Below are 15094 nucleotides of genomic sequence, written 5' to 3'. Positions count from 1 at the left end.
GCCTATGGCTTCACAAAACAATGTAATTGATACTTACAGGCACCAGCTTCACAAGATGTTGCCGGAGTTAAAGGAAAAATATAAGATCGCCTCTCTTGCTGTATTTGGTTCTTATGTCAGGGGAGAACAAACGAGTAGTAGTGACCTTGATATACTGGTGGAATTCAGTGAAACCCCGGGATTGCTTGAGTTCATCGAGCTTGAAAACTATCTTTCTGATACTTTGGGAATAAAAGTTGATCTTGTGCACAAAAAGGCTTTGAAGCCAAATATCGGGAAAAATATACTGAATGAGGCCATACCGGTATGAAGAATGAAAGTCAAGTCTGCCAGATTCTCCACTACATACAATAATATAGCAATATTCTGAATCAAATCTCCTATTGTAACTCTTTTCCATCAATAAACACCCTTATATGCCTACAAAGGCACCTTCAGACCATGAATGCAGGCACTAACAGAACGAATATCAAACTAGGGTTAAACGTAGGAATTGTTCTAAAACAGGACCAGAAGAGCGGCAAGATAACCAAAGGTATTGTGAAAAGAATTCTCACCAAATCCTCATCTCATCCCCACGGAATAAAAGTACAACTGGACGATGGTAGTGTCGGTAGGGTGAAGGAAATTTATTGATACTGGGTCATTTGTTGTATTTTTGATCTAATACAACAAAGCCAGGAATTCTTTTATTAATTTTGACTGTCAACGTTGGATTAAAGCAGCAAAAGTGCTATATAGTTATGGTTGCGTAGTTATTAATTATCAATTGATATCAATTGGGTATTGAATAATAAGAAGGGGGAGATTACTTATGAACACGACAGCACCGTTAAATAAACAAAGCCGTTCACCGACTTTGAATACCATCAAAATGGTAGAAGCAACCCTCCGGAATATGGATGAAAGCATAATATCTGTTGCCGAATTGAAAAGGAAATTGCCCAAACAGGTCAATCATAATACACTCACGACCATTCTGGAATATCTGGAAGAAAGCGATAAGATTGCAGTAAGTGTCAAAGGTATTACCTGGATACACAATGATCACCCCGGGCTCAACAAAGCGATATCTCGAGGCATTGAGCTATGAAAAAGGTTCGGATCGTCCTGATCGACAACGCAGCTGATAGTTATCATTGGTTGCAAGAGAAGGCATCCGACTCCAAAGTTGAAATGGCCATTGTGGAAGCAATCCGAAACAAAACCGATATTCTCAAGAGGGATGTACATTATGGATGACCTATAAGTAAAAAACTGATTCCGGGGACATATCTCAAAAATTATGGCATAACGAATCTATTCCGGCTGGAATTGCCTCATTTTTGGAGGTTGCTCTATACACTAAAAAAAGATCCAGACAGCAGTAATTCTATTCTTGTGATGATTGTAGACATTGTTGATCATGCCACCTATGACAAATTGTTTGGCTATCAGAAGAAATAAGGCGCACTTTGCATACAACTACAATTACGCATAATTCGCTATCTACATATAATAGATAAGAGGTATCCCTAAGCAGGTGAGAGGATTGGACAAAGTGATTAAAGGTAAAGCATGGATCTTCGGTGACGATGTGGACACCGATGTAATCATCCCGGGTAAATACCTGCGCACCACCGATATGCAGGTCTTTGCCGATCATGCCATGGAAGGCATCGACCCCGATTTTTCAAACAAAGTATCTCCCGGTGACATCATTGTCGGTGGCAACAATTTTGGCTGTGGCTCCTCCAGAGAACAGGCTCCCCTGGCGCTCAAACATGCAGGTGTGGGTTGTGTGGTTGCTAAATCCTTCGGACGTATCTTTTTCCGCAATTCCATTAATGTGGGCCTGCCTTTGATTGAGGCGGAAGTGGAATGTGAGGAGGGTGATGAGGTCGAAGTCAACCTCTCCGAAGGCACTGTGAAAGTGGCAGACAGGACTTACAGGGGCCAGCAGATCCCCGATTTCCTGCTGGAAATACTGAGTGACGGCGGGCTTGTGGAACACCGGAAAAAACAGCAGCAGGGCTAAATCCATGATATTCCCTCAAGAATACAAGCATGTGGGTGTAACCCATATTCATCCAGACGAGGATTCAAAAGAACCTATCTATTTTCTGACCCATTACATGCTTGTGGAGAAGTGCAATGGAAACAAATGGCTCTATCAGGTGGAACATAGTGGTGAAGGCCTGTTGCGTAAAGCCGAATCCGTGGAACTGCTGGCAAAACCTGCAAACATTGTCAGTTTCCAGGAGAAACTCAATATCAAGGATCGCTCTCTCCTGATTCAAAAGGCTGTAGAATTGTGTAAAAACAGTATAACCACGGTCATCTTTACGGGAATCGACAAACATGTGACCTTTGTCCATGAACCCGACCCCTCAGCAATACTGGAACTTGAAATCCTGGATATCGCTCCCCCCTATCCTTCCTGGCTGACCGATGTGATGCGCCGCCTAGAAACTTCGGGTATATTCGGCGATCTCACAATCACGTTCAAAGAAAACACGATTGATCTGACCCAATACAGTGGTCCTGATACGGTTTTCCCCTGCTCTTCCTCGGGTCTTGAAGGCAAATGCCTTGACACCGATGTGATCGAAAAACCCGGCTCTTTACTTGTGGGTTGTGAAATTTCCCGCTCTCTTTTCGAATCCCGTTTCCCGGGGCTGGAATATGAGTTTATCAGTCTCTGTCCCTTCACCAGTGATATAGTCAGACCCACAGGGCCCTTCATCGCTCGCTGTTGCCGGGCTGAGAATGCGGGCAGGTTACCATCAATGGTTTTCCTGGCGCAACCGTGCACTGGGGTGCCTCCGAATTTGATGTGGCAAATATGATCAGGGATCTTGTGGACAGGATAAGGACGGATAATGCATGAAACTGGCTGTAATTGAAGGGGATGGTGTGGGCAGGGAGGTAATTCCTGCGGCATTGCAGGTACTGGATTGCTTCGATCTGCAACTGGAAAAAATCTCTCTGGAACTGGGTTACGGTAAATGGGAAAAGGCCGGTAAGGCAATCACGGATGCAGATCTCGAAATCCTGAAAAACTGTGACTGCATCCTGTTCGGAGCGGTTACAACTCCGTCAGATCCCGACTATAAGAGTGTGCTGCTGACCATCCGCCGGGAACTGGACCTCTATGCCAATATTCGGCCTTTAAAACCCATAAAGGGAATAATAGGTGCCACAGACAGCACTGATTTTGATATCCTGGTGGTGCGGGAAAACACTGAAGGCTTGTATTCGTCAATTGAGGAAGTGGGCGAGAATGAAGCCTGGAGCAAGCGTATAATCACTCGCCGGGCTTGCGAGCGTATTGCACAAGTAGCCTGTGAATATGCCGCCAAACGAGACAATCATCTGACAATTGTCCACAAATCCAATGTGATCAAGGCGGATTCCCTGTTCCTGAATACCTGCAGGGACGTTGCCCAATCCTACGACGTAACTCATGACGCTATGCTGGTAGACGCCATGGCGTATGATATGGTGCGCTCTCCCGTAAAATATGATGTAGTGGTGGCTCCCAACCTCTACGGGGATATCCTGAGTGACCTCGGCGGGGCGCTTGTGGGAAGTCTGGGCTTGCTGGCCAGTGTCAATATTGGAAAAAAACAGGCTTTTTTTGAACCGGTACACGGCAGTGCTCCCGATATTGCAGGCAAGGGCATAGCCAATCCGATTGCAGCCGTGCTTTCAGTGGCCATGCTGCTTGACTGGCTGGATAGATCTCAAGAGGCCCAAATTGTCAGGGAAGCGGTGGAGGCTTCTGTTAATGCAAATATAAAGACTGCTGATCTGGGTGGCAACTCCACAACGGCAGAAGTAACAGAGTTTCTGGTACACTACGTACAATCCCATTCCTGATTTTCAGGTCACGCCCAGCAGGGAGGCAATTCCCTTCTCTGTTACCACGGCGCTTCCTCCGCCAATCCACATCATAATCACAAAATCAGTAGCTCCGACCAGAGGATGTCCTCCGTCTACAACCCGGATCATCAGAGCGGATATAATGGCATGGACCGCTATGATCAGAAGGACCAGGAGGGAAAGGGTCTCCAGGCTTCCCACATCCGTATGCAGGATCATCCCTATGCCGGTATCAACACCATCGGGTGATTGCATGGATGAAGTGAACATATCCTGCATAAGTTGACTTGAGGGTAGAGAATAGGTTTCTACAGAGCCCATAAAATACTATTATTTACAAATAATCCGCAATTGTGGCTGATCAGCTCTTAATCCGTGTACCCACACGTTCTCCTTCGACAGGCTCACTCTTTATTTTTTCCTGCATTACGACTTTGTAAATATCCCCTTCACTGGAACCATCCATAACGATTGTTTCAATATTGCATCTCTCGATTATTTTTGCAGCCAGGGGGTCGACAGGGGATTTTGAACCGGCTTTCATTTCGGTGGACATTACCACATCAAGCAGTTCTTTGGGACTCATCACATCAAATTTTATAGCATCAGGGGATGTTGTCGGGTCTTTTGAATATACGCCGTCCACAGAAGTTGCAATCACCATTAACTCAGCTCCCAGATACTCGGCAAGTACAGCGGACACCGTATCTGTGGTCTGTCCCGGGATAACCCCTCCCATTACAATGATCTTGCCGGAGGACAGTGCAAGTTCTGCATCCCTGTAACTCTGAGGTGGTTCTGGATAGGCATTTTTACCCAGGGCAGATATTAGAAGCTGGGCATTGAGGCGGGTAACATCGATCCCTATAAAATCACAGGTGACCTCATTAGCTCCGACCTGCCTGGCAGTTTCTATGTACTGGCGGGCGGCAACACCTCCGCCGGTCACTACTACCACGGAATGTTCTTTCGAAAGTTCTTCCAGCATGTCGGCGTATTTTGCGAACCTCTCTGGATCTAGGTCCCTGGCAAGAATGGATCCGCCTATTGATATTACTACTAGCATGAATGGTCCTCCGGATATTGTTCAAAAATATTATGTAAATATATTATATGTAAAATGAGGATGATGGAAGAATACAGCCTGTTTGTAAAAAAGATTTGTTGAGGCTGCATTTTCCTACCTTCATAAAAGGTATGCCTGATACAATCGCACTCTGTCCAAACCCGTGGCACCTGAAGAATAGGAAGTAGTTCTGTAATTTCTGATTACGTAATAGATTCCCTCTTCAGACATAGGATTGACCCGGCAAATTTGTTCAAAAAAGTAAAGAGAAAATGGAATAATTATTCCATTGTTATTGCTTCGGTTGGACAGACGTCCACACATACACCACAGTCTACACACTCTTCAGCGTCTACGACTGCAATGTTTTCATCGTTCATTGAGATTGCTTCAGAGGGACATTCGTCCACACATGCTCCGCAACCTACACATTCGTCAACATTGATTACTGCTACCATATCTATCGACTCTCCTGTTAATTTTTGATGTCTTAATAGACTTCATCCTATCATTAAATAACTAAAATAAAAAGTTATCGATTAGGATTTATGGCATCTGTTTTCACCCTTACTTCGAATGAGTACGGAACGATTGCAGAATCTTTTTAACTTAACAGACATATTTATTTTGGTGTAATATAATGATATTGTAAACACACTCTCAATTTGGATATATGATACAATGAAAGATGAAAAAGCAATTTCTCCTGTTGTCGGCATCATGTTAATGATTGCCATAACCATTGTTCTTGGAGTCACTCTGATCTTCTTTGCCACAGCCTTTGAAATGCAGGAGCCTGCACCATTTGTGGCACATTCAAGCGGGGAACTGGTGCGTGATGTGGACGGAGGTGATGACCAGAAAGTCTATCTCTATCATGAAGGGGGCGATTGTATTAATTTATCTGATATTGAAATTGTGGTGGATGCTACTGAAGTTTGTGGGGAACGTGTTAAATTAGTCAATCTTCCGGCGGAGCATGTGCCTTATGTTGGTGTGGCTCTTTCCTCCGAAAATATAGAAGGGAATGAAGATATATTCGACAAAAGTTCTGATGGAATTGCCGGAGCAATCAAAGAAATCGAATTTTCTACAGGCGAATTGCTTATGTTCCGTATTAACAGTGGGGAGAACGCATGTCCCCTGAAAAAAGGTGACCAGATAACTGTAAAAATCATACATACGCCTACCAACACAGTAATCATAGAAGAAACTCTGACCGCTTCCTGACACGCATAAAATTCCCATCCAATATCTTTTTAATAGGAGGAGCTTTAGGGAAAGCCATGAGCACCCCTGACAATTATATCCAGTACTTCCCCCTGGAGCAATGTTATCCCAACCAGAAGGACGCAATGGAGAAGATTCACCGCTCCCTGCTGGAAGAAAATCTGGTGCTTTTTGAAGGAGCCTGTGGGACCGGGAAGACCCTGAGTGCTCTGGTTCCTTCGCTGCATGTGGGAAAACAATTGGGCAAAACTGTGTTCATTGCCACGAATGTCCATCAACAGATGTTACAGTTCATAGATGAAGCCCGCCAGATTAAACGTACCCATGACATCAAGGTCCTGGTTTTCAAGGGTAAGATGGGCATGTGTCCCCTGAAACAGGGGTATGATGAATGCGAGGCCAAACGGGATAATACCTATGATCTCATGGAGATCGAAAAGGAAATCATTCTCAAAAAACAGGAATCAAAGGCTGCCTGGGACGAGTACAAATCCTCGGGAGAAGCAGCTCATGCTTCTCTGAGGGATGCTGTCGAGGAGGAGCGGGAAAAACTCGAGGAAAAAGCAAGTTCCCTGAGGAAACGTTCATGTGATCCTCTGTATGAGGTTTTAAGGGCAGAGGATGACAAATTCCAGAAGTGGCTGTTCCAGGATGTACGCGATCCCGAAGAGGTCAGTGATTACGCCGCTGAGAACGGCATGTGTGGATATGAACTTCTCAAGCGGGAATTGAAAAATGCCGACCTTGTCATAGCCAATTTTCATCATATCCTCAATGATATGATATTTTCCACAATGCTGCGCTGGATGGATAAAGAACCCGAAGATATCATTGCAATATTTGATGAAGCCCATAATATAGAAAATGCTGCCAGATCCCATTCATCCATTACTTTGACCGAACATACCATTGAAAGTGCCCTGGCTGAACTTAATGCCAATGAAAAAAGTGATCTTTTCACCTCCATGCCGGTAGAAGATGTGGAAGCCGTGCTCTCCATTCTCCTGGAAGTGGTCAGGGATACCTATGATAACCGTTTCAAGTTCGGGGAACGCCAGCGTGTGGGGCGCAACTGGTATGATATACGCATAAGTGACCCCTATGAAAGAAATGATGTGGTCCACGCCCGTTTCATGAGGCGGATGAAAGAAACCGGTTATGGGGAGGAAAAACAGGTACAGGAATTGCTCGGGATTGCTGCTGAAGTGGGGGGTTTACTGGATAATGCCTATCATGAACAGTACAAACAGGGCCAGACGCCTATCCTGAAAAGATCCCACCTAAACCCCACAGCAGAATTCTTCTCCCAGTATCTCAAACTCTGCAACAACGAGAATTATTATCCGGTACTCAATGTCCGCCGGGATCAGGGCGGGGAGATCTATGGCAGGCTGGAACTATTCACCTGTATCCCGAAAAACGTTACAGGTCCGCTGCTGGATTCGATCTACTCAGCAATCCTGATGTCTGCAACTCTGCGTCCCTTTGATATGATCAAAAGCACACTGGGTATCACACGGCAGACATGCGATTTAGCATACGGTCTGACTTTTCCTGAAGAACGCAGATTGACAATCGCAGTATCCGTGCCTCCCCAGTATTCAAGAATACGGGACGATCCCCAGAACCTGCAGATATTAGAACAGGTGCTACAGGACACCATTGAAAATGCCGGGGGCAATGTGATAATCTTTTTCCCGAATGCCTTTGAGGCAAAACGTTATTTCCGCAAATTCGATGGTGTGGTTGATGTCGAACTGTTCCTTGATGAAACCGGGGTATCTGCTCAGGATATACGCAAGCAATTCTTCCAGACCGGAGAGCAGGGAGGCAAAGCCGTCCTTTTCACCTATCTCTGGGGTACCCTCAGTGAAGGAGTGGATTACCGCAATGGCCGGGGTCGGGTTGTTGTGGTGGTCGGTGTAGGCTATTCAGCCCTGAATGACAGGATGCATGCGGTGGAATCTGCCTATGATCATGAATTCGGTTATGGTGCCGGCTGGGAATATGCGGTACAGGTTCCCACGATACGTAAGATCAGACAGGCCATGGGCAGAGTGGTACGTTCACCAACCGATTACGGTGTCAGGATACTGCTGGATGGCAGGTTCATGACGGATTCGGTTAAAAGACTGGGAAAATATTCGGTATACCCTTCATTTCCAGAAGATGAGAGAGCAGAATTCCTTGATGTGGAAGCCGGGAAAGTGAAATATTCCCTGCTCAATTTCTTTTCGGACATGGAAGAGCTGTCCTGACACATATATATATGATTGTGAATTAGTTCCAAGGTACTATGATCGAGATTACATCCCCTTCAAGGCTGCACCTCTCTCTGATTGACCTTAATGCTTCCCTGGGCCGGGTTGATGGGGGAGTGGGGGTTAGTCTGCAGTATCCCCACATACATCTTACTGCTGAAAAAAGTGATCATGTGGAGATTACCGGCAGTTCATTGCTGTACGACAAAGTGCAATCTGCAGTTTTTGCCCTGCTGCCTGAAGGAGAAGGGATCAGTATCTATCTTGATGAGGACATGCCTGCCCATGTAGGTCTGGGCTCGGGTACACAGGTGGCTTTGTGTACTGCGGCTGCGATCAACGAGCTTTTCGAACTGGGATTTTCTGTCAGACAGATGGCCCAAAAAGTGGGCCGGGGTGGTACTTCCGGCATTGGTGTGGCGGCTTTTGAGGAAGGAGGTTTCCTTGTGGATTGCGGACATAGTTTTTCTGATAAAGGCGCTTTTTCTCCCTCCTCTGCCAGTCCGGCCCCTCCCGCTCCTATAGTTTTCAGGCATGATTTTCCTGACTGGCCCATAGTGTTGGCCCTTCCTGACAGGCAGGGAGCACATGATGCACAGGAAGTCGATATTTTCAGGCAGGTCTGTCCTGTACCCCTGGAGGATGTACAGGCGATCTCCCACATTGTTCTGATGCAGATGATTCCGGCAGTTATTGAAAAAGATATTGAGAACTTCGCCAGTGCACTTGACAGCCTGCAGACACTGGGCTTCAAAAAGCAAGAGATATCCCTGCAGAGCCAGCAGGTGCAAGACGTAATTGAACAGATGAGACTGGCCGACACCCATGGTGTCGGGATGAGTTCCTTTGGGCCTGCAATATGTGGTTTTGTTGAAAATGAGACTCAGGGGAAACGTATTGTCCGACAAATGCAAAAATTCCTGGATGAGAATATAGGAGGCAAGGTTTTGCTTACAACTCCCAATAACACCGGTGCGGATATAAGGATGGATTAACCTTGAATGTGAAAACCTGGTTTGCAGATATTGAAATCAATGAAGATGGAAGTGTGGCTGACTGCAGTCCCTGTACTCAGGATGTGCAGCAGCTGGCAGAAAGATTGCTTGTCTTTCAGGCAGATCCCAAACAAATCCCGCCGGCAGGGTTTGATCCTGTTCAAAACGCTATTGAGTGTGGTTTCGTAGCAGGGGAAACTGAATATTATTCCCTGTTGCAGCAAGTATGTATTGCAGCCACACGGCTTAAGATAAAGAACTCTTATTCTCCGGATTTGCGAATTATCCATGCCGTGGAAGCGCTGGATGATATTGATGAGGCGGCCAACCTGCTGGCTGAGAGATTGGGTATATGGTACGGTGAACATTTCCCCGAAGCAGGCATGCTTACCGAAAACCTGGCTAAATTCGTAGCCGAAAACGGGCTCAGGCAGGATTTACAGCAGGATTCGCAGTTCCATGAGGCTGCCCGCTCGTCGGTGGGTATGGAAATGGATGCAGAGGACGGAGCTATCATAAAGGCTTTTGCAGCGGACCTCACTTCCCTGTATGAGAGGCGTCATGTGATAGAAGCCTATATTCACAAAAACATGGAACAACTCGCTCCCAATCTGGATGAGGTTGCAGGAGCCAATCTGGGTGCTCGATTGATCAGTATGGCCGGCGGATTGCAATCTCTCTCCCGCATGCCGTCAAGTACCATTCAGGTAATGGGTGCAAACCAGGCCTTATTCAAACATCTCAGAGGCAAGGCTACTTCTCCCAAACACGGTATTATTTTCAATCATCCTTTAATCAAGAATTCCCATCCCAAAATCCGGGGCAAAATGGCCCGCGCTCTTGCTTCAAGCCTGAGTATCGCAAGCAGGGTGGATGCTTTTTCCGGTCAGCTGAATCCTGCAATTAAAGAAAAACTGGATCGTAAGGTCCAATCCATCAAGGAGGGGAGCAAATGAAGGTCAAAACCTTCCATGAAAACATTTTCACGCTACAGCAGGGCAAGAAAAGGTTCCTTGCAACCAGAAATCTTTCTCCCGGATTTGAAGTGTACGGGGAACGCCTGGTGCAGGTTGAACAGGCGGAGTACCGTATCTGGGAGCCCAAAAGGAGTAAACTTGCGGCAATGCTGCTCAAAAAACTTCCCTCGCCCTTTACAAACACGTCGAAGGTGCTTTACCTGGGCTCGGCTACAGGTACCACTGTCAGTCATGTTTCGGATATTGTGCAGCAGGGAGTGGTCTATGCAGTGGAATTCTCCCCCCGTACAATGCGGGACATGTTGCCTATCTGCGAAGAAAGGCCAAATATAATCCCTCTGCTTGCCGATGCTTCCAAACCGCAGTCCTATGCAAATGTTGTGGAGCCTGTTGATGTTATATTTCAGGATGTGGCCCAGCCGGACCAGGCATCCATTGCCCTGTCCAATGTGCAGCACTTCCTCAAACCCGGCGGTTACCTGTTGATGAGCATCAAGGCCCGGAGTGTGGATTCAACTGCAAAACCCGATACGGTTTTTAAGCAGCAGCTCAAAACATTACTGGAGCAAGATAATTCAAAATTGGAACTTGTCAAGAAACAGAAACTTGCACCGTTCCATATCGATCATCTCGGGGTAGTTGTAAAAAAGACTGAATGAGGTTTGCAGATGGCAGATCAGGAGGAATTGAGACAGGGTCTGGGCAAATATTTCGGTGTCTGCCCATCGTATCATCATTCCAGGGCCTGCTTGTGTAAGAAATGTCCATCCTATCCGGGTGAAGGTTATATGTTTTGTGCGCGGGGTCCTGTATCCGGTGAGGCCAGGCAGGGATGTATGTGTAAGGACTGTTATGTCTATCATCAGTTTGCTCTTGAAGGGGATTATTTTTGCAGGCTGGAATGAATTGTGAGCAAAAATACAATTATGGTAACGCCCATCTGGAGGATTCCTACCTGATTCCTGTTTCTGAACTGGAATCCCGCTTGGATGAGGTACCTTCGGAGACTGCGATTCTTGTCTACTGTCGCAGTGGCAGACGCAGTGTGACCGCCTCGAATATTCTTCTGGATGCGGGTTACTGTGATGTTTATAATATGGAAGCCGGTTTTAATGAATGGCGCTCTGGTGGCTATCCTTACGAGGAATAAAACCCAATCTTTTTTACTCCTTCTCTCCTTTTCACATACATGTTGTATGATGAAATTGATTGGGGCAGCGTCTGGATCGAGCAGATGAAATTGCATAACGAGGCAGATGAACAGGTTCAACAGCCGGATCGTTGGGGTACCTATGAAAACGCCAAACGCTTCTGGCAATCCTCCCGCAAAAGTGGTAAACGGCTGGAAAAAACCCTTAAGGACATCAAGCACGACAGCGATTCCCGGATACTGGATATAGGTGCCGGTCCCGGTTCAATGGCAATTCCCCTGGCGCAAAGGGGGTCCCATGTAACTGCAGTGGAGCCTGCTGACGGGATGACAGAAGTCCTGAAGGAAAATATCGCTGATAACAATCTCGGCAATGTCACATGTATCCAGAAGAACTGGGAGGATGTGTCCCTGGAGGAACTGGGTTCTCCTTATGATGTGATTGTAGCGTCCTATTCCCTGCATGTGCCCGATATCAGGAAGGCTATTGAAAAGATCCAGCAGGTAAGCAGTGGCAAAGTTTACATCTACTGGTTTGCAGGTCCGACTTCCTGGGATAAGAATTATTCACGTATCTGGCCGCAGTTGCATGGCAGACAATATTATCCCTCTCCCAAATGTGATGTCCTCTACAATGTGCTCTATAGCATGGGGATCTATCCGGATATGGAAAATTTTGAGTTGACACATGATACCCGCTTTTCTTCCCTGGATGAGGCGGTACAGCACTACAAACCCCATTACAAGATTGCCACTAATGAGCAGGAACAGATACTGCGCTCCCATCTGGAAGAAATACTGGAAAAAGAAGGGGACGAGCTGGTTCAGGTAGGTCGCTCGTCAAGGGTAAAAATATCGTGGGATAATTCCCACTGATTTTTTCAATGCAAAAGTGCCTCATTCCGGTAAATACGAGGGAAACACCCAGCCGGTTGGCGGTGTCTATAACTTCATTGTCCCGGATGGAGCCACCAGGGGAGACAATATATTTGATATTGTTCTCGGCGGCATGGATGATGCTGTCATCGAAGGGGAAGAAGGCATCAGAGGCCAGGACAGATTCTGCGAAAATACTTTTGCAGTATTCCTCAAAGTCCATTTCGGGCTGTCCCCTGTCATAGATCTCTTTCAGGTTTTCCCTTGCCTTGGTTGCACATAATTTGCGGATGGAATCCACCCGGTTGGGCTGACCGGCACCCATTGCCAGCATCATGTAGCATCCATCCTCATATTCCCATGAAAGGTTTACTGCATTGGATTTGGTGCATTTGCAGGCTGCAATACAGAATTCGGACAGGCCCTTTTTCTCCTCGGGATAATCTGTGTTGGTGACGCATTCCCATTTCTCGTACAATCCGATATTGCGGGACTGTTTGAGCATTCCGCCTGCAATATACTTGTAGGTAAATTCCGCGTCAAAGGATTCATTGAGTGAAGGTAGTTCCAGCAGGCGCAGGTTTTTGCTCTTGTTCTTCAAAAAGTCCAGTGCATCGTGTTTGAATTCCGGAGCAATTATGATTTCCACGAACTTGCCCTTGAGGAATTTGGCGGATTCGAGATCCATCGGGACATTGGTGCATATGATACTTCCAAAGGCGGATATCGGATCACCGTCCCAGGCAGCCTGCAGGGCCTGCAGGAGTGTGTTGCCGGTTGCCAAACCACAGGGATTATTGTGTTTGACGATACATACTGCAGGTTTTTCGTGCCCCAATTCCTTGACAGTCTGGAGGGCGTTGTCCCCATCCACATAATTGTTGTAAGATAGTTCCTTGCCGTGCAGCTGGCGACAGTTTGCAAGGGCAGGGCCCTCTATTTCTGGCTGGGAGAAAAATAATGCTTCCTGATGCCAGTTCTCTCCATAACGCAGTTCTCTGCCGCCTGTGAAATTAAGCCGCAGGGTATCTTCTCCCAATAAGGTGCGGCTTAAGTATGTATCAATTGTACTGTCATAGTTTGCAGTATGGCGGAATGCCTTGACTGCCATTTTTTCCCGGCTTTCCTGTGAAACTACTCCGTTTGAGCGCAGTTCCTTGAGAATGTGTCCGTAATCTTTGGGGTCACTCAGCACTGTAACAGATTTGTAGTTCTTGGCAGCCGACCTGAGCATGGAGGGCCCGCCGATATCAATGTTCTCGATGGCTTCTTCCAGATTAACTCCTTCCCTGGATATGGTTATCTCGAAGGGATAGAGGTTTACGACCACCATGTCGATAAGTTCGATAGAAAGGTCTTCAGCGTCGCTGACGTGTTCCGGATTTTCCCGCAGGCAAAGCAGGCCACCATGTATCTTTGGGTGAAGTGTCTTAACCCTGCCTCCCATCATCTCGGGAAATCCGGTGATCTCTGATACGTCAATTGTTTCTATTCCTGCATCCCGGAGCATACGTGCCGTGCCTCCGGTTGAAATGATTTCTACATCAAGTTGTTTGAGCCCGCGTGCAAAATCCACGATTCCCGTTTTGTCGGAAACGCTCAGCAATGCCCTTTTTACCAAAAAATCACCAAGTCAGGTTGTAAGATATTACTAATAAAGGTTCTGGTCTCTTCTGGTTGTAGTAAATATTGGTGGCCATTACATCCAGATATGCATTTAAGAATTGGCCGGTTCTCAACAATTATTTTCTCTGCAGGTATCAATCTGAACCTCTTTGACCTACGTTCCGCGACTTTTTTAGAATTTACAACTTTTGCCAGGGATAGTCACATGTTAGCCTGCTTTTTTAGGTCTATTTCCAAGTTTTGCTGTATTTTGGAATGCTAATTAACCCAATGGTACAAAATTAGTGATTAATCCTACTAACTATTGCTCTCCAAAAACTTATAAGCTCTGGGCTGGTAAATTTATGTATAAAAGAAATTCAGTTTGGTACTTAGTGGGGTGTCATAATGCTTGGATTTACAATGTCTGAACTTCGTATGTTTTCATTGATTTTACAAATAGTAGCCTTATTGCTGATTGTTATAGGTTTTATTGCTTTGAAAAAAAGCACATCCATGAATGAAGGAATATCAAAACATGGGAAGATAATCAATGTTGGCTATTCTCTGGCAATAATATCTGTCTTGTATATGGCCTATTCTGCTTACCTTTTTATAATTGGCACAGGTTCAATCTCACCATCAGTTGTAGTGCATGGTTCACTGGGCACCATAGCATTGGTGCTAGGAGCTATATTTGTCACAAATAGGTGGAGCTGGAAGACTAAAAAATATATGAGAATTGAATTGGTTCTCTGGCTGGCTGTATTTTTGGGTGGAACTTATCTGTATCTTGTAATAAATGGTGTTATCTGAATCTTCATCCATAAAATTAGGTTCTTATTCAGAAAATTTCACCACAGGACAGACCTCGATACATTTGCCGCAGTGGGTGCACTTATCCCCTATATAGGCAATTTTGTTTTCAATCCAGATTGCATTGCGGTTACATTTGCCGATACATACCTTATCCTTCATATCCTAGGGCTCAGCGTATTGAGTTTTCCATGTACTTGCATCATATCCCATACGTTGTTGTGGATCAGGAAATCTGTCTCTTGAAAATCTAA

The 15094-nt window shown here is 45.9% G+C and carries 20 protein-coding genes and 1 pseudogene; 16 read left to right on the top strand and 5 right to left on the bottom strand.

Annotated features, from left to right (window positions below; all coding sequences use genetic code 11):
- Positions 1 to 4: 4 nt before the first annotated feature.
- The 7 genes from C9889_RS05080 to C9889_RS05050 all read left to right on the top strand — a co-directional run bounded on the left by C9889_RS05080 (position 5) and on the right by C9889_RS05050 (position 3861).
- The gene (locus tag C9889_RS05080; RefSeq protein ID WP_129599421.1) at positions 5 to 310 is read left to right on the top strand and encodes a nucleotidyltransferase family protein; all 306 of its coding nucleotides are present in this window, start codon (positions 5 to 7) and stop codon (positions 308 to 310) included.
- 131 nt (positions 311 to 441) lie between these two features.
- Entirely contained in the window at positions 442 to 636 is a 195-nt protein-coding gene (locus tag C9889_RS05075) for a YwbE family protein (RefSeq protein ID WP_129597682.1), read from the top strand.
- Positions 637 to 814: 178 nt separating this feature from the next.
- Positions 815 to 1093, top strand: a complete 279-nt coding sequence (locus C9889_RS05070; protein ID WP_129597680.1) for a hypothetical protein — start codon at positions 815 to 817, stop codon at positions 1091 to 1093.
- A complete protein-coding gene (locus C9889_RS10380) occupies positions 1090 to 1242 on the top strand; it encodes a hypothetical protein (RefSeq protein WP_225419993.1) in 153 nt (50 codons plus the stop codon). The genes C9889_RS05070 and C9889_RS10380 overlap by 4 nt, the downstream gene beginning before the upstream one ends.
- A 298-nt stretch (positions 1243 to 1540) precedes the next feature.
- Positions 1541 to 2017 carry a 3-isopropylmalate dehydratase small subunit gene (locus tag C9889_RS05060; RefSeq protein WP_129599418.1) on the top strand — a complete coding sequence of 159 codons (477 nt, stop codon included), beginning with the start codon at positions 1541 to 1543 and terminating at the stop codon, positions 2015 to 2017.
- Between the two features lie 4 nt (positions 2018 to 2021).
- A complete protein-coding gene (locus C9889_RS05055; RefSeq protein ID WP_318531527.1) occupies positions 2022 to 2828 on the top strand; it encodes a DUF7714 family protein in 807 nt (268 codons plus the stop codon).
- 37 nt (positions 2829 to 2865) lie between these two features.
- Positions 2866 to 3861, top strand: a complete 996-nt coding sequence (locus C9889_RS05050; protein ID WP_129597678.1) for an isocitrate/isopropylmalate dehydrogenase family protein — start codon at positions 2866 to 2868, stop codon at positions 3859 to 3861.
- Between the two features lie 3 nt (positions 3862 to 3864).
- Here the strand turns inward: C9889_RS05050 and C9889_RS05045 are convergent, their stop codons facing one another.
- The 3 genes from C9889_RS05045 to C9889_RS05035 all read right to left on the bottom strand — a co-directional run bounded on the left by C9889_RS05045 (position 3865) and on the right by C9889_RS05035 (position 5388).
- Complete coding sequence (locus C9889_RS05045) at positions 3865 to 4185, bottom strand: hypothetical protein (protein WP_129597676.1); 321 nt, start codon at positions 4183 to 4185, stop codon at positions 3865 to 3867.
- Positions 4186 to 4225: 40 nt separating this feature from the next.
- Positions 4226 to 4930 (bottom strand): UMP kinase, encoded by a 705-nt coding sequence (gene pyrH, locus C9889_RS05040; RefSeq protein ID WP_129597674.1) that lies wholly within the window; start codon positions 4928 to 4930, stop codon positions 4226 to 4228.
- Positions 4931 to 5211: 281 nt separating this feature from the next.
- Entirely contained in the window at positions 5212 to 5388 is a 177-nt protein-coding gene (locus C9889_RS05035) for a 4Fe-4S binding protein (protein ID WP_013036610.1), read from the bottom strand.
- Between the two features lie 223 nt (positions 5389 to 5611).
- Between C9889_RS05035 and C9889_RS05030 the strand changes: the two genes are divergently transcribed.
- The 8 genes and pseudogenes from C9889_RS05030 to C9889_RS10375 form a co-directional block, all read left to right on the top strand.
- Positions 5612 to 6160, top strand: a complete 549-nt coding sequence (locus C9889_RS05030) for a type IV pilin (protein ID WP_129597672.1) — start codon at positions 5612 to 5614, stop codon at positions 6158 to 6160.
- Positions 6161 to 6216: 56 nt separating this feature from the next.
- Entirely contained in the window at positions 6217 to 8418 is a 2202-nt protein-coding gene (locus C9889_RS05025; protein ID WP_129597670.1) for an ATP-dependent DNA helicase, read from the top strand.
- Between the two features lie 38 nt (positions 8419 to 8456).
- Entirely contained in the window at positions 8457 to 9416 is a 960-nt protein-coding gene (locus tag C9889_RS05020) for a beta-ribofuranosylaminobenzene 5'-phosphate synthase (protein WP_129597668.1), read from the top strand.
- Between the two features lie 8 nt (positions 9417 to 9424).
- Positions 9425 to 10372: an NOP5/NOP56 family protein gene (locus C9889_RS05015; RefSeq protein ID WP_225420100.1), complete on the top strand. Its 948-nt coding sequence runs from the start codon at positions 9425 to 9427 to the stop codon at positions 10370 to 10372.
- A complete protein-coding gene (locus tag C9889_RS05010) occupies positions 10369 to 11052 on the top strand; it encodes a fibrillarin-like rRNA/tRNA 2'-O-methyltransferase (protein ID WP_129597664.1) in 684 nt (227 codons plus the stop codon). Before C9889_RS05015 ends, C9889_RS05010 begins: the two co-directional genes overlap by 4 nt.
- Positions 11053 to 11061: 9 nt before the next feature.
- Positions 11062 to 11298, top strand: coding sequence for a DUF2769 domain-containing protein (locus C9889_RS05005; RefSeq protein WP_129597662.1), 237 nt, complete (start codon positions 11062 to 11064; stop codon positions 11296 to 11298).
- Positions 11283 to 11543 carry a rhodanese-like domain-containing protein gene (locus C9889_RS05000; RefSeq protein ID WP_164999285.1) on the top strand — a complete coding sequence of 87 codons (261 nt, stop codon included), beginning with the start codon at positions 11283 to 11285 and terminating at the stop codon, positions 11541 to 11543. Before C9889_RS05005 ends, C9889_RS05000 begins: the two co-directional genes overlap by 16 nt.
- 39 nt (positions 11544 to 11582) lie before the next feature.
- Positions 11583 to 12059, top strand: a pseudogene (locus tag C9889_RS10375) (class I SAM-dependent methyltransferase); the annotation flags it as partial.
- 238 nt (positions 12060 to 12297) lie between these two features.
- Here the strand turns inward: C9889_RS10375 and purH are convergent.
- Positions 12298 to 14040: a bifunctional phosphoribosylaminoimidazolecarboxamide formyltransferase/IMP cyclohydrolase gene (gene purH, locus C9889_RS04990; RefSeq protein WP_225419992.1), complete on the bottom strand. Its 1743-nt coding sequence runs from the start codon at positions 14038 to 14040 to the stop codon at positions 12298 to 12300.
- 392 nt (positions 14041 to 14432) lie between these two features.
- On the opposite strand from purH, the gene C9889_RS04985 reads away from it, so the two are divergent.
- Positions 14433 to 14840 (top strand): hypothetical protein, encoded by a 408-nt coding sequence (locus C9889_RS04985; protein ID WP_129597656.1) that lies wholly within the window; start codon positions 14433 to 14435, stop codon positions 14838 to 14840.
- Between the two features lie 24 nt (positions 14841 to 14864).
- Here C9889_RS04985 and C9889_RS04980 read toward each other — a convergent pair whose 3' ends face one another.
- Positions 14865 to 15002: a 4Fe-4S binding protein gene (locus C9889_RS04980; protein WP_129597654.1), complete on the bottom strand. Its 138-nt coding sequence runs from the start codon at positions 15000 to 15002 to the stop codon at positions 14865 to 14867.
- Between the last annotated feature and the right edge of the window lie 92 nt (positions 15003 to 15094).

Source organism: Methanohalophilus profundi, from assembly GCF_004137855.1.
Taxonomy (GTDB): domain Archaea; phylum Halobacteriota; class Methanosarcinia; order Methanosarcinales; family Methanosarcinaceae; genus Methanohalophilus; species Methanohalophilus profundi.
This window is presented reverse-complemented; position numbering and strand designations above follow the sequence as displayed.